The organism is Streptomyces sp. NPDC006512 (assembly GCF_040611935.1).
GTDB lineage: Bacteria > Actinomycetota > Actinomycetes > Streptomycetales > Streptomycetaceae > Streptomyces.
The window spans coordinates 156,243-173,605 of sequence record NZ_JBEXPG010000004.1 but is presented as its reverse complement, the minus strand read 5'-3'; the positions used below and the strand labels follow the sequence as shown (position 1 = coordinate 173,605).

The following is a 17,363-nucleotide window of genomic DNA, read 5'->3' as shown; positions in this document are numbered from 1 at the left end:
GGACGTCCGGCTGAATGTAACAAAGCGTGCGATTCCCATGACGCACGATGACCGGCGCGCGATGTGTAGACCCGCGTGTCGGCGAACGGAGCTTTCCATGAATGACCCCAGCACCCTCGCGACCACGGCTCACGACGACCGCGACGGGCCTCCCCCCACCCCGGACCCGACCACCGGACCCCCCATCGCGGCCGCCCCGGCCGCCCCCGCCCCGCCGGTCACCCCGGCCGCGCCGACCGACCCCGTCCCCCCGGCCGCCCCTGCCGTCCAGGTCACGCCGACGCCGGAGGCCGGGGCGACCGCCACGGCCGTCCCGACGGCCCAGCCCGCACCGGGCGGTGGTCCCGAGGCCCCGGCCCAGGATCCCCACTCCGAGCCCATACGCACCCTGCTGGAGACGGCGGCCACCTGCCGCCCCGTCGAAGAGGTCACCGCGCTGGTGAGCCTCCTCAAGCAGACCGGCCAGCTCCCCGACCGCGGACACGAGGCGCTCCGCGCGGCCGCCGTGTCCCGCCCCGTCCACGAGGTCCGGCACATGGTCGCCCTGCTCGGCGAGCACCCCCACGAGGAGGGCGAGGCCGACGTCACGCTGCGTGCGGCGGCCGTCGGCCGGTCCATCGAGGACGTGGCCCTGCTCGTGAGCATCCTCGGACCCGACGGGACCCCCCGGACGGACCGCGCGCAGGCACCGGCCCCACCGCCGCCCGCCCCCGCGGCGGAGCGGGCATGGGGGGACCCGGTGAAGAGGGAACGCGACCCGGGCCGCGGGGCCCCGCGCCCGGCACCGGCCCGGAACCCGGCCCGGCCCCAGGGGCCGCTGCGCCACCTGCTGCGCTGGCCGACCGCCGCCGTACTGCTGCTCTGCGGGGTGGTGCACCTCCCGGGCGACCTGGCGCTGCGCCCCGCACCGGGGCCCGGCGACCTGCCGGCCCTCGCGGTCGCCCTGCTCTGCCTGGGCCTCGGCGCCCTGCTGGCGGTGCGGGACACCGCCCTGGTGTGGCGGGCCGCGGCGGTGACCGCGCTCGCCGTGGTCGCGCTGCACGTGGTCGGGGGCGTCGTCTTCTACGACCCCCTGGACGGCGCGCTCGGCGGTCCGCACGCATGGGCCGGGATCGCGACGGTCCTGTGCGCCGGAGCCGCGGCGCTTCTCGCCGGGGTCGCCCTGAAGTACCCGCCGGACCGCACCCGCGCCGGCGGCGGTGCCTGACCGGACACCGACGGCAGGGCCCCGGCCGCGTGCGCACGCGGCCGGGGCCCTGCCCGTTCCGGGGCACCGGCTCACTGCGCGAGCAGGTTCACCGCCCCCGTGAACACCCGCGGCAGACGGGCCGCCGCGGGGACGATCCGGCCCGCCAGCGGCGCCCGGCGCCGGGCCCACAGCAGTGACCCGGTGAGGGTGCGGTAGCCGAACGACAGCCGCCGCCAGGCCCGTTCGTACTCCTGCGGCCGGCCCGCGCACACGCACCGCACGAGCTCCCGCGCCGCCGCCACCGCCAGCGTGAGCCCCTCACCGGTCAGCGCGTCGACGTACCCGGCGGCGTCCCCCACGAGCAGGACCCGCCCCGCCACCCGCGTCCGGGCCGCCTGGCGCAGCGGACCCGCCCCGCGCACCGGACCGGTGGGCCCGGCCGGCAGCCGGCCGGCCAGCTGCGGGAAGCGGGCCAGCTGGACGTCGTACGGGCCCTGCTCCGAGGTCAGCACCGCCACGCCGATCCGGTCGGGCCCGAGCGGGGTCACGTAGGCCTCCGACCCCTGCGACCAGTACACCTCGACCAGGTCGCTCCACGGCGGCACGGCGTAGTGCCGGCGCAGCCCGTAGCGCACGGGCCGGCCCGGTGCGGCCGGCACGCCCAGGTCCAGCGCCCGGCGTACCGGGGAGTGGAGCCCGTCGGCGGCCACGAGGTAGCGGGCCGTGAGCCCGGCCGCGCGCACCGAGCCGCCGTCCTGGCGGACCTCCCCGACGCGCCCCGCCACGGTCCGGACGCCGAGCGCCGCGGCCCGCGCGGCCAGGGCTTCCTGGAGCTCGGTACGCCGGGTGCCGCGCCCGGGGCCGGAGCGGAACAGCCCCTGCGCCCGCAGCCCCGTCACGGCGTCGACGTAGCCGATCCCGTGGAACGGCCGCCCGCCCACCGCCACGCCCAGTTCCTCGAAGCGGCGTACGGCGCCGGGCATCAGCCCCTCCCCGCAGGCCTTGTCGACGGGGGTGGGACGCGGCTCGACGACCACGGCCTCCAGCCCGGCCAACGCCCCGTGGATCGCGGTCGCCAGTCCGGCGGGGCCGCCGCCCGCGACGAGCAGGTCGATCACCGGGCGGCGCCCACGAGCCGCGCGGCCCGGCCGGCATCCGACAGCGCCGTGTCCTCGCAGCGGATCCGCACCCGCAGCAGCAGGGCGTTGGCGGCGGTGAACCCGGCCGCCGTCAGCCACGCCGAGTGCACCAGCGGCAGCGCGAGCCCCTCCACGACCACCGCCACGTAGTTGGGGTGGCGCAGGAGCCGGTACGGCCCCGAGGCCACCAGCGGCAGCTCCGGCACCACGATCACCCGGGTGTTCCAGCGCGGTCCGAGCGTGGTGACGCACCACCAGCGCAGCCCCTGCGCGGCCAGGACCACGGCCAGCGCCGTCCAGCCCAGGGCGGGGAGGAACGGCCGGTGCGCCGCCCACGGCTCCACCGCGCAGCCCACCAGCAGGGCCGTGTGCAGGGCCACCATGGCCGGGTAGTGGCCGCGCCCGTACTCCCGGCCGCCGCGCTCCCGGCTCCATGTGGCGTTGCGGCGGGCGGTGACGAGCTCGGCGAGCCGCTCGGCGGCGACGAGCGCGAGCAGGATCAGATAGGCGGTGTACGCAGTCGGCATCAGGACCTCACCAGCGGAGCAGGACGAGTTCGGAGGCGAAGCCCGGCCCGAAGGCCAGCATCAGGCCGACGGATCCGGGAGCGGGCGGCCCGGCGGCCTGGACGTCGCCGAGGATGTGCAGCACGGACGCGGAGGAGAGGTTGCCGACGGCCGCCAGGGACCGGCGGCTCGCCGCGAAGGCGCGCTCCGGCAGTCCGAGGGCCCCGCTCAGGACGTCGAGGATCTTCGGGCCGCCCGGGTGGCAGATCCAGGCGTCGACGTCCGCGGCCTTGAGGTCGTGGGCGGCGAGGAAGGACTCGATCTCCTCCGCCACGTGCAGCCGCACCAGCTCGGGGAGTTCGCGGCCCAGCACCATGCGGAAGCCCCAGTCGCCGATGTCCCAGCCGAGCAGGTGCTCGGTGCCGGGGTAGAGGCGGCTGCGGGAGGCGACGACCGTGGGCCCGGGCCCGCTCTCGTACAGGGGGTGGCCGCGGCCCACCGCGACGAGGGCCCCCGCGCCGTCCCCGAAGAGCCCGCCGGCGACCAGGTTCGCCATCGAGGTGTCGGTGGGCTGGAGGGTGAGCGAGCACAGCTCCGTCGACAGCAGCAGGGCGGTGTCGCCGGGGTGGCCGGTCAGGTGGTCGTGCAGCCGTCCCAGCCCGGCGGCGCCCGCCGCGCAGCCGAGGCCGAAGAGCGGCACCCGCCGTACGTCCGGCCGCAGCCCGGCGCGGGCGGCGAGACGGGCCTCCAGGGAGGGGGTCGCGAGTCCCGTCACGGTGGTCGACATGACCAGGTCCACGTCCCCGCCGTGGAGCGTGCTCCGGGCGAGGACGCGGGCGACGGCCAGGGCGCCGAGGTCCAGGGCGGTGCGCAGGAAGAGGGCGTTGGTCTCCCCGAAGGAAAGGTCCGGACCGTAGCGTTCCAGCGGGAGCGCGAGATGGCGGGAGCCGACCCGCACCGACGCGTGGACCCGGCGCAGCAGTCCGGCGTCCGAGCCCTGCGGGAGGAAGCGGACGAGCGCCTCCGTGATCTGGGACTGCCGGTAGAGGTGGGGCGGGAACACGCTGCTCACTGCCAGGACACGTGTCATTGGCCCAACATAGGGAACAACTGACGCCGCATCACGAATGACGCGGGGTGTGCGGGCCCGGCGTGCCCCCACGGCGTAGCGTGGAACGGTGCCCGCCCGAGCCCGCCCCGACCGCACCCGCCCGGCCCCGCGGCCCGCCGCCCCGGACCCTCCCGCCCGGGAGGGGTCCGCCGCCGGGCGGCCCGCGGGAGCGGGCGCCGTGGCGGGCGGCCTGCTGCGGGCCTGCCATCCGGTGCCGGCCGCCGCCGTGACGGTGTTCTCGGCGGCGCTGGCGGTGGCCTCCGGGCGCGGGGCCGCGGGCTCCGCCCTCACCGCCGCGGCGGTGGCCGCGGGGCAGCTCTCGGTGGGCTGGTGCAACGACCGGGCCGACCTGCGGCGTGACCTCGCCACCGGCCGCCGGGACAAACCGCTGGTCACGGGCGCCGTACGGCCCGACACCGTGACCGCTGCCGCGCTCGGCGCGCTACTCGTGTGCGTCGTGCTGTCGGTCGCCTGCGGAGCCCTGGCGGGAGCCGTGCACCTGCTCGGCGTGGCGGCCGCCTGGGCGTACAACCTGCGCCTCAAGGGCACGGCCGCGTCCTGGGTCCCGTACGCCCTCGCCTTCGGCCTGCTCCCCGCCTTCGTGACGCTCGGCCTGCCCGGCGCGCCCTGGCCTCCACCGTGGCTGACCTGCGCGGCGGCGCTGCTGGGCGCCGGGGCGCACTTCGCCAACGTGCTGCCCGACATCGCCGACGACCTCGCCACGGGCGTCCGCGGGCTGCCGCAGCGGCTCGGCGCCCGGTGGTCGGCCGCGCTGGCCGGGCTGCTGGTGGCCGCCTCGACGGTGTGCCTCGTGGCCGGGCCGCCCGGACGGGTCACCCCGTACGGCTGGGGGCTGCTGGTACTGACCGCCGCGCTGCTGCTCGCGACGGGCCGGGCGCGCGGCGGGATCCCCTTCCTGGGCACGATGGCGGTCGCGGGCGCCGACGTCCTGCTGCTCCTGCTGCACGGCGCCGGTACGCGATGAACCCGCGGCGGTCGCCGGCACGATCCGGAAGAGACGGCCTACGGCGCGGGCGGGCGCCGGGTGCGGGTCCACGTGAGCAGGTCCTCCGCTTCCCAGGTGTTGATCACGCGGCCGGTGGGCACCCCGCACTCCACGGCCCGCGCGCAGCCCAGTACCTGCCAGTCCAGCTGCCCCGGGGCGTGCGCGTCGGTGTCGATCGCGAAGAAGGTGCCGGCCGCCACGGCCAGCTTCAGCAGCCGCCGGGGCGGGTCGAGCCGCTCGGGACGGCTGTTGATCTCCACGGCGGTCCCGGACTCCGCGCACGCCGCGAAGACCGCCTCCGCGTCGAACTGCGACTCCGGCCGCGTCCGGCCGGTCACCAGCCGTCCCGTGCAGTGCCCGAGCACGTCCATCAGCGGGTTGCGGACCGCCGTGAGGAGCCGCCGCGTCATGGCGGGCGACTCCATCCGCAGCTTCGAGTGGACCGACCCGACGACGAGGTCGAGCCGCTCCAGCAGCTCCGGCTCCTGGTCCAGCGAACCGTCCGCCAGGATGTCGCACTCGATGCCGGTGAGCAGGCGGAACGGCGCCCACGCCGCGTTCAGCTCCGCCACCACCAGCAGCTGTTCGCGCAGCCGCTCCGGGGAGAGCCCCCGGGCGACCGTCAGCCGCGGCGAATGGTCGGTGAGCACCGCCCAGGCGTGGCCCAGTTCCGCGGCGGCCCGCCCCATGGCGTCGATAGGGCTGCCGCCGTCCGACCAGTCCGAGTGCAGATGGCAGTCCCCGCGCAGGGCCGCGCGCAGCGCCGCCGCGGCGGGGGAGGGAGGGGGACCCTCGGGGAGGGCCGCGGCCTCGTCCTCCAGGGTGCCGAGGTACTGGGGAACCCCACCACCGAGCGCCTCCCGGACCACCTGGGCCGTCTTGGGACCGATGCCCTTGACGGCCTCCAGCGTGCCGGCCGCCGCCCGCTCGGAGACCTCCCGCTCTCCCATCCGCGTGAGCGCGGCCGCCGCCGTACGGAAGGCCCGCACCCGGTACGTGGGTGCCTGCGCCCGCTCCAGCAGGAAGGCGATCCGGTCCAGCGCGGCCACCGGGTCCATGCGCGTACCTCCTCCCGCGCCCAGTGTCGCAATGCCGCCGAGGCCCGGCGACCGCTGCCGCGTTAGGCTCGGTACTGGCTGTGAAAGGGATGATGCCCATGTGCCGCTGGCTTGCCTACTCCGGCTCGCCCATGCTGCTCGACGCCGTGCTCTACCGCCCCGAGCACTCGCTCATCAACCAGAGCCTGCACGCCCGCATGGGGGTGGAGTCCACCAACGGGGACGGCTTCGGCATCGGCTGGTACAGCCAGGACGGCGACGGCACGCCGGCGGTCTTCCGTGACATCGGACCGGCCTGGAACAACCGCAACCTCCAGGAACTGTCCGCGCACGTCCGTTCGTCGCTGTTCTTCGCGCACGTCCGCGCCTCCACCGGGTCGGCGATCCAGCAGACCAACTGCCACCCCTTCCGGCACGGACGCTGGCTGTGGATGCACAACGGGGCGATCACCGACTTCCAGCGCCTCCAGCGCGACCTGTGCATGGCCGTCGACCCGGCGCTGTTCCCGTCCATCGAGGGGTCGACGGACTCGGAGGTGATGTTCTACCTCGCGGTCACCTTCGGCCTCGACCAGGACGTCCCGGGCGCGGTGGCCCGCATGGCGGGCCTCGTGGAGCGGCTCGGGAAGGAACACGGCGTCCCCGATCCGCTCCAGATGACGGTCGCGGTCAGCGACGGCGAGCGCGTGTGGGCGTTCCGCTACTCCAGCGAGGGCAGGTCCCGTTCGCTGTTCTACAGCAGCCGGGCCGAGACCGTACGGCAGCTCCACCCGGAGATCGACTTCCTGCGGGAGGTCTCCGACGCCTCCCGGCTGGTGGTGTCGGAGCCGCTCGGGGACCTGCCGGGCGTGTGGAACGAGCTTCCCGAGGCCAGTTACGTCGTCATCCCGTCCGATCCGGACCAGGAGTACCTGCCCTTCCTCCCGGAACTGCCCTGACCGGAACTGCCCTGACCGGGACGTGCCCCGCCCGCGCTGCTGCCGGCGCCGTCACGCGAGGGCGGTGGTGAGCGTGAACAGCGCCCCGTCCGGGTCGCGGACGGTGACGGAGCGGTCGGTGCCGTCCGAGGTGGTCTCCGAGACGGTGCGCCCGCCCAGTTCGACCGCGGCCTCGACGGCCGGTTCCAGCCGCGGGACGCGGAAGTGCACGTGCCAGCGGGGCCGGGTGTGCGGGGTGTACGCGGCCGCCTCGACCGGCCCGCTGTTCAGCCGGGCCACCGGCTCGCCGCCCTGCCGCAGCACCACCTGGTCCTGCTCGTACGACACCTCGCAGGCCCCGGGCCGTCCGCTGGCCCACTCCAGCACCTCTCCGTAGAAGAGCGCCGCGTCGAAGGCGTTGCGGGTACGCAGTTCCAGCCAGGCCGGCGCCGGGCCCAGGCCCACGCGCCAGCGGGAGGAGACGGGGCCGCCCCAGATCCCGAAGACCGCGCCCTCCAGGTCGGCGACGAGGGCCGCGCGGCCGCCCGAGGGGAAGGAGACCGGGCCGACCGCCACGGTCCCGCTGCGTTCGCGGATCCGGCTCGCCGCCACGTCCACGTCGTCGACGGCGAAGTACGGGGTCCAGGCCACGGCCATGCCCAGGTCGGAGGCCAGGGCCCCGATGCCGGCCACGGGCGCGCCGCCCAGCACGGCCACCGAGAAGGCGTCGCCGAGGGGGGCCGGGCGGAACCGCCAGCCCACCACCGCCCCGTAGAAACGCTGGGCGGCGGCCATGTCACGGGCCATCAGGCTCACCCAGCACGGCGCCCCGAACACGTCCTTGGCCGTCATCTCCGTCATACGTGCCGCCTCTCGTCCGCCACCGCAGCCACCACGCCGCCCGCACTAGGAGTAGCGCCCGGGGTCCCCCGGCGGCGCGTAGGCGCGCCCGCAGGTCACCACCAGTAGGCCGGGTACACGGGAGCGTCGCGGCGGATGCGGGAGCCCGCGTACCCGGTGAGGACGAGGAGCACGGCCGAGCCGAAGAGGAGGGGGACGAAGCGGGCGGGAGCCGGGGTCTGGAGGACGGTCACGACGGCGGTGGCGACGGCCGGAGAGTGCGGGGTGCGGGCGACCGTGAGCAGGGCCAGGGTCACTCCGGCCGCCACGGCCGCCGTCCAGGCGCTGCTGCCCGCCGCGGCGAGGGCCGCGTACCCGACGGCCGCGCCCAGCATGTGGCCGATGACGACTCCGCGCGGCTGGGCCAGCGGCAGGGTGGGGGCGCTGTGCACCAGGGCCGCGCTGGCGGCCAGCGGGGGTATGAGGACCGGCTCGTGGATCACGGCTCCGATGCCGACGAGGGCCAGGAGCACGGTCGTCGCCGCGCTGACGCTGTGCAGGGCGGCGGCCGCGGTGGGCCGGGCGGGGGCCTTGGCCCTCAACAGCCGGGCGCGCGGGGACAGGGGGACGGCTTCGACGGGACGCGGATGCGGGGGACCGGTGGTGGTGCTGGTGTTCATGCGGGAGCAGGTTTCCGATGCGGGTGGCGGGCGGACCGCGCGGGGCAGGCAGGCAGGCAGGCAGGCAGGCAGGGCAGGGCAGGGTGGTGGGCGGGCCGGCCGCGGTGGTCCACCGCCCGCCGGCTTCGCGATCCGTGCCATGTCCGGCCGATGCGATCCGAAGGCGACTTTATCGGGCACGCGTACGAACCCCGTGGTGGGGGTGAGACCGTGGGGGAACAATGCCCTGATCGGGCCCGACGGGCCGGCCGTGATCGTGTATGACTGCGAAGGCACGCTCAGCAGGCAGGGAAGGACCAGCATGATGACGCACCCCCACCCCGCCGGGGTCCTCACGGACCTCGACGCGGTGATCGCCGATGCCCCGGCCGACGCGACCGGTGCGGTGTGGCGGCTGACCGAGGCCGGCCGCGGTCTGGACTCGAACCTCATCCGCCTGCGGCCCGGCACGGTCATCGGGGAACACGCCGAGCCGACCGTCGACGTGCTGCTCGTCGTCGTCTGGGGCGGCGGGCGGATCGACACCGAGGACGGCCCGGTCGCGCTGCGGACCCACTCGGTGGTCTGGCTGGCGCGGAACTCCCGGCGCTCGCTCACCGCCGGACCGGCCGGCCTCACGTACCTGACCGTCCACGCCCGGCGCCCCGGACTCGGCATCGCCACCGCGACCGGTGCGCGGCCCGCGGACCTCCCCGCCGACCTCCCCGCCGCCCCTCCCGCCCCCGCTCCCGCCGAGGAGGGCGGGGAGACGGCCTGCCTGCTGCACCGGGTCTGCGCCGGCTGCGGACGCCTCGCCACCGAGTCCGACGCCCGCTACTGCTCCCGCTGCGGCGCGGAACTCCCGGACTGACCCGCACGCCGACGGCGCCCTCCTCGCGGCGGCGACGTGTCCCGGCCCGATCGGCACGACAGCCCCTACGCTTTCTCCGGATGCCCGTCCACCGTCCGGAAGGCAGGTCCCGCATGACCGGTTCACCCGTTCCCGTGATCGATCTCGGACTGTGGCGGGAGGGCGACGCCGCCGCGCGTTCCCGCATCGCCGCCCGCGTCGACGAGGCCCTCCAGGAGGCCGGGTTCCTGCTGGTCACCGGCCACGGCGTGGACCCGGAGCTGCCCGCCCGGATCAGGGAGGCGGCCCGCGCCTTCTTCCGGCTGCCGGCCGAGGCGAAGCGTCCGTACGCCGTCAGCGTCGGCGGGCGCGGCTGGCTCGGGCCCGGGGCGGAGGCCAACAGCTACGCGGAGGGCACGGCGTCCCCGCCCGACCTGAAGGAATCCTGGTCGTGCGCGGCGCAGGACCCGACGGGGATCGCCTCGGTGGACGCCGAGTGGTTCCGGCCGAACGTCTGGCCCGCGCAGACACCGCGGCTCGGCCCGCTGGCGGAACGCTACCTCGCCCGGATGCGGGCCCTCTGCGACGAGCTCCTGGAACTCCTGGCCGTGGCCCTGACCCTGCCCGAGGACCACTTCACCCGGCACACCGGCCACCCCACCTGGGGGTTCAACCTCAACTGGTACCCGGGAACGCAGACCGTCGGGCCACCCCTGCCCGGCCAGTTCCGCATCGGCGCGCACACCGACTTCGGGACGGTCACGGTCCTCGACCGCGAGCCCGGCGCGGGCGGACTGCAGATCCACACGGACTCCGGCGGCTGGCAGGACGCGCCCTACGACCCGGCGGCCCTGACCGTCAACATCGGCGACCTGCTGGCCCGCTGGACCGGGGACCGCTGGCGCGCGGGCCGCCACCGGGTCCTGCCACCGCCCGCCGACGCCCCGGCCGAGGAACTGGTCTCGCTCGTCTACTTCTACGAGTGCGACGCCCACACCCGCGTCGAGTCCCTGCCCGCCCCGCTCGGACGGGTGCGGCACGAACCGGTCGACTCGCACGTGTACCTGCGGGCGAAACTCGACGCGATCACCGTCCCCTGAATCAGGGTCAGTTGTCCCCAGCAGGGATGATCTCCCCTGCACGGCCTACGACTTGAGGTGAGTCCCCGGTCCTCCGGAGAGCTGACGACCGGGTCACGGACCCGCGCCTAGGTTCGTCCGCATGACACGACGCCGCGCAGCCGCATCCTTGACCGTCCTCGCCCTCCTGCTCCCGCTCCCGCTGGCGGCCGCCGGCGCCGCGGTCGCCGCCGCGCCGCCCGCGGCCGGCGCGCCCGCCGCGCCGAGTGCCCGCACCGTTCCCGAACTCCCGCGCCCCACCGGCAGGTTCGCCGTCGGCCAGGACACCCTCCACCTCGTCGACCGGTCCCGCACCGACCACTGGTCGGGATCCGGGCCGCGCGAGCTGATGGTGACGATGCGCTACCCGGCCCAGCGCGGCACCGGCGGACCGGTCCGCTACCTCACCGAGGAAGAGGCCCGGCTGCTCCTCGCCGACCGGGGGCTGGAACAGGCCGTCCCCGCCCGGACCCTGGCGGGCACGCAGGCACACGCCCGGTCGGGGGCCCGGCCCGTCGCCGGACGGTACCCGCTGATCGTGCTGTCGCCCGGATTCACCGTCCCCCGCGCCACCCTCACCTCCCTCGCCGAGGACCTGGCCTCGCGCGGCTACGTCGTCGCCGCCGTGGACCACGCCTACGAGACCTCGGGCACGGCCTTCCCCGGAGGCCGCGTACTGGAGTGCCTCGCCTGCGAGAAGGCCGGTGGCGACCGCGGCTACCGGGCGGTCAGCGACGGCCGCGCCCAGGACGTGTCCTTCCTGCTGGACCGCCTCACCGGACGCGACCCGGCCTGGATCCGCGCCGGCCTGATCGACCCCCGCCGCATCGCCATGGCCGGCCACTCCATAGGCGGCGCCTCCGCCGCCGCGGCCATGGCCGCCGACGGCCGCGTCCGCGCCGGCGTCGACATGGACGGCACCCTGGCGACGCCCGTCCCGGCGGGCGGGCTCGGCGGCCGCCCCTTCATGCTGCTCGGCGCGGAGGGGAACGGGCCCGGCGGGCAGCAGAGCTGGGACCGGGACTGGCCCCTGCTCGACGGCTGGAAGCGCTGGATCACCTTCACCGGCTCGGGCCACTTCACCTTCACCGACTTCCCGCTCATCGGCGACCAGCTGGGCATACCCGACGCCGAGACCCCGCTGGGCGGAGCCCGGTCCCTCGAACTCACCCGGCGCTACGTCGGCGCCTTCTTCGACCAGCACCTGAAGGGCAGGCCCCAGCCCGTCCTGGACGGCCCGTCCGCCGACGCCCCCGAGGTCCTCTTCCACCGGCCCTGACCGGGGGCGGCCCACGGCCCCGGCGGCCCGGTGGGCCCGGTCAGACGACCGTCACGGGGTGGCGCACCACCGCGTCGAACAGGTAGCCCTGCGTGTTGTGGGCGGCCGTCGCGGGCTGCGTACGGCCCGTGGCGTCCGTGGCCCGCGCCAGCAGGGCCGTCGGCCCCGCCGCGCGCGGGGTCCACGGCACCGACCAGCGCACCCAGCCGCCCCGGCGCGGGGTGTCGTGCAGCCGGGCCCGCTGCCAGCGGGCGCCGCCGTCCGTGCTCACCTCCACCCGGTGCACGGGAGCGGCGCCCGACCAGGAACGCCCGGTCAGCAGCCGGGTACGGTGCACCGGGACCGTCGCGCCCAGCTCCAGCTCGAAGGCGCTCTTCAGGGTCTGCCGCGTCAGCGGCGCACTGCCCTGCGGCGGCTGTCCGGGCCCGAACAGCCGGTAGAGGTCGGTGTTCCACGGGGTGTAGAGCGGGGTGGCGCTGACCTCTACGTCCCCCACCCACTTGATCGAGGAGATGCCGATCCAGTCCGGCACCACCACCCGCACCGGGGCCCCGTGGTCCGGCGGCAGGGGCCGCCCGTTCATCTCGTACGCCAGGATGACGTCGTCCAGCGCCTTGGAGACGGGCAGCGGGCGCCGTACCCGCCCCAGGTTCACCCCGTTCGTCACCACCTCGTCGTCCAGCCCGCGCGGCAGCACGTCGACCGCGTCCCGGCGGATCCCGGCCCGCCGCAGGACGTCCGAGAGCCGGGCGCCCCGCCAGTGCGCGACACCGATCGCGCCCAGCGTCCACGCGGTGCCGCTGACCTGCTGGCCCTGCTGGCTGGTGTAGAAGCTGCGGCCGTTGCCCGCGCACTCGATGAACAGGGTCCGCTCGACCGCCGGGAGCGCGCGCAGCCGCTCGTACGAGAACTCCGCCGGCCCGCCCCGCAGGCCGTCGCCCCACACCCGCAGCGTCCAGTCCCGGGCCTCCAGGCGCGGGGTCGAGGTGTGGTTGCGGACGAAGAACCGGTCGAGCGGGGTCAGCGGCCCGGTGCCGCGCAGGGCCGCGAAGTTCGTCTCCGCGTTGGTGCCCCGCACGGTGAACAGCTCGGGCGGCAGCGGCTTGACGATGCCCGGCGCCGCCGGCGCGGCGGCGGGCGCCGCGGTCCCGGCGGCCTCGGCCGCCCCGGCCGTTCCCGCTCCGGCCCCGAGGCCGAGCGGCCCCGCCGCGGCCGCCCCTGCGGCGAACAGCTTCAGCAGGTGACGGCGGTCCACGCCGGCGGAACGGGCGCGTCCGCGCGCCCACTGCCGCAGGCGCGCACGGTCGTACCGGCTCTCGTCCGAGAGGTCGAGGGACATGGGCGGGACACTCCTTCACGACGGGTTCCGACGCACCGTAGGGCCCCGCACCGGCCCCCGGGAGGGGCGCCCCGAAATGGCCACGAACCCGCAATACGGCGGCAACGAAGGACCCGATTACCGCTGGTCGGCCGCGTTCGGCAGGATGTGGGGCATGACCGAGATCCGCACCCCCCGCCTCGTCCTCCGCCGCTGGAGCGACGACGACCTCGTCCCCCTTTCGGAGATCCACGCCGACCCGGAGGTGATGCGCTGGATCGGCGACGGCTCCACCCTCGACCTGGAGCAGACCGCCGACGCCATCGAGCGCTGGGAAGACGAGTGGGACGAGGAGGGCTTCGGCCTCTTCGCCGTCGAACTGCTCGCCTCCGGCGAACTGATCGGAGCCGTCGGCCTGAGCGTCCCCGAGCATCTGCCCCAGGTGATGCCGGCCGTGGAGATCACCTGGCGGCTCGGACGGTCCTACTGGGGCCAGGGCTACGCCTCCGAAGCGGCCCAGGCCACCCTGGAGTTCGCCCTCCAGGACCGCGGCCTCGACCGGGTGATCTGCGTCAACCGCGCGGGCAACGAGGACTCGGAGAACGTGATCCGCAAGCTCGGCATGGAATCGGACGGCAACCTCAGCGATCGCGAGTCCGGACACCTCTTCACCCTCCACAGCATCGACCTCACCGAGTACGAGGCCTGACCGGCAGCCGCGGCGCATCGTCCGATCGGATGACCCGGAGGTCCACCGGAGCGCTGGGAGGCCCCCTCCACAGGGCCGACCGCCGGACCGGGGGAGCGGGACCAGCATGGAACCGGGGAGCGGGCACCGGCACCTCCCGCCCCGGACCCGGAGGTACACCATGAACCCGCACGACCGACCGCTGCTGGACGCCGCCGCCCGCGGCGACGGGGCCGCGGTGAGCGCCGCGCTCGCCGCCGGAGCCGCCGTGGACGCGCGGGACGACCAGCTGCGCACCGCGCTCCTCCTCGCCGTGCTCGGCGACCACCTCGAAGCGGCCCGGGTCCTCCTCGCGGCCGGGGCCGACCCGGACGCCGCCGATGCCCGCGCGGACAGCCCCTGGCTGGTCACCGGAGTCACCGGCAGCGTGCGGATGATGCGGCTGCTGCTGACCGCAGGCCCGGACCTGAAGCAGCTGAACCGGTTCGGCGGGATCTCCCTCATCCCGGCCGCCGAGCGCGGCCACACCGGCTACGTACGCGCCGTGCTGGAGGAGACCGCCGTGGACGTGGACCACGTCAACCGGCTCGGCTGGACCGCGCTGCTGGAGGCGGTGATCCTCGGCGACGGCGGGCCGCGCCACGAGGAGGTCGTCCGGCTGCTCCTGGCGGCGGGCGCCGACCCGGCCCTGGCCGACCTCGCCGGAGTGACCGCCCACGCCCACGCCGTCCGGCTCGGCTTCGACGGCATGGCCCGCCTGCTCGCCGCCGCGGCACGCCCGGACGCGGCACCGGGGCCGGACCCGGGACAGGGCCCACGGCGGGGCCCGCAGCCGGACCCCCGCCCCGGCCTACGGCCGGGCGCCGCCGCGGAGCCGGGAGCCGGACGGTGAACCGCTCCGACCGCGCGGTCCGCATCCCCCGCACCCCCCGTACGGTCCTCGCCGCGCTCTCCGCGGCCCTGCTGCTCGGCGCCTGCGCCGGCGCGGACCCCGGCCGGGACGCCGCCGCCCCGGCCCCGGCCGTCGCCCCGGCCGCCCCGCTCCCGGCGGCGTCCCCGACCCCGGCCGGCACCCTGCTGGTGGCCGACTTCGGCGCCGGCGGCGTCACCTTCGTGGACCCGCTGCGCGGCCCGGTCGCCTCCGTCCCCGTCGGCAGGGCCCCGTACGGCCTGGCCGTCGGCGCGGACGGCCGCGCCTGGGTGGCCACGGCCGAGGGCGTCGCCGTCGTCGACACCCGCACCCGCACCCGGACCGCGCTCATCCCGTACCGGACCGCCATTGGCCCGGCCACCGGCGGCGAGTACCGGGGCGGGGGCATGGGCATCGCGCTCTCCCCGGACGGTGCGCACGCGTACGTCGGGGTGAACGTGCCCGGCGCCCACGGCGTGCTGGAGGTCATCGACACGGCCGCCGGCGAGGTCACCGCCACCGTGCCCGTCGGCCGGCGTCCCTTCGACGTCGACGTCTCCCGCGACGGCGGCGAGGTCTACGTCACCGGCCACGACTCCTTCGACGTCACCGCCGTCGCCGCGGACACGCTCCGGCCCCGCCGCATCGAGGTCGCCCCGTACGGCACCGAGGGCGGGCTCGGCTCCTGGCTGAAGCCGCACTACGCGGCGGTCCGGCCCGCCGACGGCATGCTGCTGCTCCCCTTCGAGGGCGAACGGCTCGCCGTCGTCGATCCGCGCACCGGGCGCACCACCGTCGAACCCATGACGGCGAACACCCATCAGCACGGGGCCGCGGTCACGCCGGACGGCCGCCTCCTGGTGGTCGGGACCGGGGCCGTCGACGGGGACGGCGCGGGGCCCTCGCTCACGGTCCGCTCCCCGGACGGGACCGAGCGGGTCCACCCGCTGAGCGGTCCCCACGAGGACGTGGCGGTCTCCCGCGACGGGAAGACCGCCTACGTGACCGGCGGCTTCACCCGGGACGGGTACTGGAACGGCATCACGGTCGTCGACCTGACCACGGGAGGGACCCGGCGGCTCCCCGCGGGCAGCCGCCCGCTGGGCATCGCGGTGCTGTGAACGGGCCCTCGGGGCACCCCGGTCCGGCCCGCCGCTGTCAGCCCAAAGTCAGCCTTTGGTAAGCCATAAGATCGGGTTATGACGTCATAACCAGGGGGTGAGTGCCGGGTTAGGGTGTCCTTAGTTTAGGGTTTCCCTTGATCAGTCCGATTTTCGGTCGAAGGGAACCCAGTCATGCCTCGCTCCCTGCGGGTAGCCATCGTCGGTGCCGGCCCCGCCGGCATCTACGCCGCCGACGCGCTGCTGAAGTCCGAGGCGGCTGCCGCTCCCGGCGTGTCCATCGACATCTTCGAGCGGATGCCGGCGCCCTTCGGCCTCATCCGCTACGGGGTGGCACCCGACCACCCCCGCATCAAGGGCATCATCACGGCCCTGCACCAGGTGCTGGACAAGCCCCAGGTCCGCCTCTTCGGCAACGTCGACTACCCGAACGACATCTCGCTCGACGAGCTGCACTCGTTCTACGACGCGGTGGTCTTCTCCACCGGTGCGACCGCCGACCGCGCCCTGAGCATCCCCGGCGTCGAGCTCGACGGCTCCTACGGCGCCGCGGACTTCGTCTCCTGGTACGACGGCCACCCCGACGTCCCGCGCACCTGGCCCCTGGAGGCCGAGAAGGTCGCCGTCCTCGGCGTCGGCAACGTCGCCCTCGACGTGGCCCGCATCCTCGCGAAGACGGCCGACGAACTGCTGCCGACCGAGATCCCGGCCAACGTCTACGACGGCCTCAAGGCCAACAAGGCGCTCGAGGTCCACGTCTTCGGCCGCCGCGGCCCGGCGCAGGCGAAGTTCAGCCCGATGGAGCTGCGCGAGCTCGACCACTCGCCCAACATCGAGGTCATCGTCAACCCCGAGGACATCGACTACGACGAGGGCTCGATCACCACCCGCCGCTCCAACAAGCAGGCGGACATGGTCGCCAAGACCCTGGAGAACTGGGCGATCCGCGACATCGGCGACCGCCCGCACAAGCTCTTCCTGCACTTCTTCGAGTCCCCCGCCGAGATAGTCGGCGAGGACGGCAAGGTCGTCGGCCTGCGCACCGAGCGCACCGAGCTCGACGGCACGGGCAACGTCAAGGGCACCGGCGAGTTCACCACGTGGGACGTCCAGTCCGTCTACCGCGCGGTCGGCTACCTCTCCGACGAGCTCCCCAAGCTCCCCTGGGACGTCGAGTCCGGCACGGTGCCGGACGAGGGCGGCCGTGTCATCGAGAACGGCGAGCACCTGGCCTCGACGTACGTGACGGGCTGGATCCGGCGCGGTCCGATCGGCCTCATCGGCCACACCAAGGGCGACGCCAACGAGACCGTCGCCAACCTGCTGGCCGACCACGCCGAAGGCCGGCTGCTCACCCCGTCCACGCCCGAACCGGCCGCGGTGGAGGCCTTCCTGGCCGAGCGCCAGGTCCGCTTCACCACCTGGGACGGCTGGTACAAGCTGGACGCCGCCGAGAAGGCGCTCGGCGAGGCCGAGGGCCGCGAGCGCGTGAAGATCGTGGAGCGCGAGGGCATGCTGAAGGCGAGCGGCGCGTAACACCCGCGGGGCCACGGGCCCGGGGGGGGGGGGGGGGGGGCGCCCGCGGCGGGGGGCCCCCGCGGACCCCCGCCGGGGCGGGGGAGGCGGGGGGGGGGGGTGGGGCTTTGGGGTGGAG

General features: G+C 75.6%; 17 protein-coding genes. 10 read left to right on the top strand and 7 right to left on the bottom strand.

The genetic code is table 11. The features are described 5' to 3' along the window. Window positions 1–97: 97 nt before the first annotated feature. On the top strand, window positions 98–1,207 hold the full coding sequence (locus ABZZ17_RS04585; protein ID WP_356871923.1) for a hypothetical protein: 1,110 nt from the start codon (window positions 98–100) through the stop codon (window positions 1,205–1,207). A gap of 71 nt (window positions 1,208–1,278) precedes the next feature. On the opposite strand, the gene ABZZ17_RS04580 is transcribed toward ABZZ17_RS04585, so the two are convergent. The 3 genes from ABZZ17_RS04580 to ABZZ17_RS04570 are packed head-to-tail and all read right to left on the bottom strand — an operon-like array spanning window position 1,279 to window position 3,924. Next, window positions 1,279–2,307 carry an NAD(P)/FAD-dependent oxidoreductase gene (locus ABZZ17_RS04580; protein ID WP_356871921.1) on the bottom strand — a complete coding sequence of 343 codons (1,029 nt, stop codon included), beginning with the start codon at window positions 2,305–2,307 and terminating at the stop codon, window positions 1,279–1,281. Then, entirely contained in the window at window positions 2,304–2,855 is a 552-nt protein-coding gene (locus ABZZ17_RS04575; RefSeq protein WP_356871919.1) for an isoprenylcysteine carboxyl methyltransferase family protein, read from the bottom strand. The genes ABZZ17_RS04580 and ABZZ17_RS04575 overlap by 4 nt, the downstream gene beginning before the upstream one ends. 7 nt (window positions 2,856–2,862) lie before the next feature. Further along, on the bottom strand, window positions 2,863–3,924 hold the full coding sequence (locus ABZZ17_RS04570) for a 3-oxoacyl-[acyl-carrier-protein] synthase III C-terminal domain-containing protein (RefSeq protein ID WP_356871917.1): 1,062 nt from the start codon (window positions 3,922–3,924) through the stop codon (window positions 2,863–2,865). Window positions 3,925–4,012: 88 nt separating this feature from the next. On the opposite strand from ABZZ17_RS04570, the gene ABZZ17_RS04565 reads away from it, so the two are divergent. Continuing rightward, entirely contained in the window at window positions 4,013–4,930 is a 918-nt protein-coding gene (locus ABZZ17_RS04565) for a UbiA family prenyltransferase (protein WP_356871915.1), read from the top strand. Window positions 4,931–4,968: 38 nt separating this feature from the next. Here ABZZ17_RS04565 and ABZZ17_RS04560 read toward each other — a convergent pair whose 3' ends face one another. Then, entirely contained in the window at window positions 4,969–6,009 is a 1,041-nt protein-coding gene (locus ABZZ17_RS04560; RefSeq protein WP_356871913.1) for a PHP domain-containing protein, read from the bottom strand. A 98-nt stretch (window positions 6,010–6,107) separates the two neighbouring features. Between ABZZ17_RS04560 and ABZZ17_RS04555 the strand changes: the two genes are divergently transcribed. Next, a complete protein-coding gene (locus tag ABZZ17_RS04555) occupies window positions 6,108–6,947 on the top strand; it encodes a class II glutamine amidotransferase (RefSeq protein WP_356871911.1) in 840 nt (279 codons plus the stop codon). 51 nt (window positions 6,948–6,998) lie between these two features. On the opposite strand, the gene ABZZ17_RS04550 is transcribed toward ABZZ17_RS04555, so the two are convergent. Both ABZZ17_RS04550 and ABZZ17_RS04545 read right to left on the bottom strand, forming a co-directional pair. Continuing rightward, window positions 6,999–7,787, bottom strand: coding sequence for a VOC family protein (locus ABZZ17_RS04550; protein WP_356871909.1), 789 nt, complete (start codon window positions 7,785–7,787; stop codon window positions 6,999–7,001). Window positions 7,788–7,882: 95 nt separating this feature from the next. After that, entirely contained in the window at window positions 7,883–8,446 is a 564-nt protein-coding gene (locus ABZZ17_RS04545; protein ID WP_356871907.1) for an HPP family protein, read from the bottom strand. Between the two features lie 301 nt (window positions 8,447–8,747). Here ABZZ17_RS04545 and ABZZ17_RS04540 point away from each other — a divergent pair, with 301 nt between their 5' ends. From ABZZ17_RS04540 to ABZZ17_RS04530, 3 genes are all read left to right on the top strand, one after another. Further along, on the top strand, window positions 8,748–9,296 hold the full coding sequence (locus tag ABZZ17_RS04540; protein ID WP_356871905.1) for a hypothetical protein: 549 nt from the start codon (window positions 8,748–8,750) through the stop codon (window positions 9,294–9,296). Between the two features lie 113 nt (window positions 9,297–9,409). Then, window positions 9,410–10,375, top strand: a complete 966-nt coding sequence (locus tag ABZZ17_RS04535; protein ID WP_356871903.1) for a 2-oxoglutarate and iron-dependent oxygenase domain-containing protein — start codon at window positions 9,410–9,412, stop codon at window positions 10,373–10,375. Between the two features lie 121 nt (window positions 10,376–10,496). Beyond that, window positions 10,497–11,672, top strand: coding sequence for an alpha/beta hydrolase (locus tag ABZZ17_RS04530; protein WP_356871901.1), 1,176 nt, complete (start codon window positions 10,497–10,499; stop codon window positions 11,670–11,672). 40 nt (window positions 11,673–11,712) lie between these two features. Here the strand turns inward: ABZZ17_RS04530 and ABZZ17_RS04525 are convergent, their stop codons facing one another. Next, window positions 11,713–13,011, bottom strand: a complete 1,299-nt coding sequence (locus ABZZ17_RS04525) for a sulfite oxidase (protein WP_356871899.1) — start codon at window positions 13,009–13,011, stop codon at window positions 11,713–11,715. Between the two features lie 154 nt (window positions 13,012–13,165). On the opposite strand from ABZZ17_RS04525, the gene ABZZ17_RS04520 reads away from it, so the two are divergent. From ABZZ17_RS04520 to ABZZ17_RS04505, 4 genes are all read left to right on the top strand, one after another. Continuing rightward, window positions 13,166–13,699, top strand: coding sequence for a GNAT family N-acetyltransferase (locus ABZZ17_RS04520; RefSeq protein WP_356871897.1), 534 nt, complete (start codon window positions 13,166–13,168; stop codon window positions 13,697–13,699). A gap of 160 nt (window positions 13,700–13,859) precedes the next feature. Next, complete coding sequence (locus tag ABZZ17_RS04515; RefSeq protein ID WP_356871895.1) at window positions 13,860–14,570, top strand: ankyrin repeat domain-containing protein; 711 nt, start codon at window positions 13,860–13,862, stop codon at window positions 14,568–14,570. Then, window positions 14,567–15,709: a YncE family protein gene (locus tag ABZZ17_RS04510; protein WP_356871893.1), complete on the top strand. Its 1,143-nt coding sequence runs from the start codon at window positions 14,567–14,569 to the stop codon at window positions 15,707–15,709. Before ABZZ17_RS04515 ends, ABZZ17_RS04510 begins: the two co-directional genes overlap by 4 nt. Window positions 15,710–15,883: 174 nt before the next feature. Further along, a complete protein-coding gene (locus tag ABZZ17_RS04505; RefSeq protein WP_356871891.1) occupies window positions 15,884–17,245 on the top strand; it encodes an FAD-dependent oxidoreductase in 1,362 nt (453 codons plus the stop codon). Window positions 17,246–17,363 lie beyond the last annotated feature (118 nt).

Bases quoted from the DNA above. Each gene is read 5' to 3' on its own strand.
- ABZZ17_RS04585 (WP_356871923.1), top strand. From the start codon at position 98: ATGAATGACCCCAGCACCCTCGCGACCACGGCTCACGACGACCGCGAC.
- ABZZ17_RS04575 (WP_356871919.1), bottom strand. From the start codon at position 2,855: ATGCCGACTGCGTACACCGCCTATCTGATCCTGCTCGCGCTCGTCGCC.
- ABZZ17_RS04570 (WP_356871917.1), bottom strand. From the start codon at position 3,924: ATGACACGTGTCCTGGCAGTGAGCAGCGTGTTCCCGCCCCACCTCTAC.
- ABZZ17_RS04560 (WP_356871913.1), bottom strand. From the start codon at position 6,009: ATGGACCCGGTGGCCGCGCTGGACCGGATCGCCTTCCTGCTGGAGCGG.
- ABZZ17_RS04555 (WP_356871911.1), top strand. From the start codon at position 6,108: ATGTGCCGCTGGCTTGCCTACTCCGGCTCGCCCATGCTGCTCGACGCC.
- ABZZ17_RS04550 (WP_356871909.1), bottom strand. From the start codon at position 7,787: ATGACGGAGATGACGGCCAAGGACGTGTTCGGGGCGCCGTGCTGGGTG.
- ABZZ17_RS04545 (WP_356871907.1), bottom strand. From the start codon at position 8,446: ATGAACACCAGCACCACCACCGGTCCCCCGCATCCGCGTCCCGTCGAA.
- ABZZ17_RS04540 (WP_356871905.1), top strand. From the start codon at position 8,748: ATGATGACGCACCCCCACCCCGCCGGGGTCCTCACGGACCTCGACGCG.
- ABZZ17_RS04535 (WP_356871903.1), top strand. From the start codon at position 9,410: ATGACCGGTTCACCCGTTCCCGTGATCGATCTCGGACTGTGGCGGGAG.
- ABZZ17_RS04530 (WP_356871901.1), top strand. From the start codon at position 10,497: ATGACACGACGCCGCGCAGCCGCATCCTTGACCGTCCTCGCCCTCCTG.
- ABZZ17_RS04525 (WP_356871899.1), bottom strand. From the start codon at position 13,011: ATGTCCCTCGACCTCTCGGACGAGAGCCGGTACGACCGTGCGCGCCTG.
- ABZZ17_RS04520 (WP_356871897.1), top strand. From the start codon at position 13,166: ATGACCGAGATCCGCACCCCCCGCCTCGTCCTCCGCCGCTGGAGCGAC.
- ABZZ17_RS04515 (WP_356871895.1), top strand. From the start codon at position 13,860: ATGAACCCGCACGACCGACCGCTGCTGGACGCCGCCGCCCGCGGCGAC.
- ABZZ17_RS04505 (WP_356871891.1), top strand. From the start codon at position 15,884: ATGCCTCGCTCCCTGCGGGTAGCCATCGTCGGTGCCGGCCCCGCCGGC.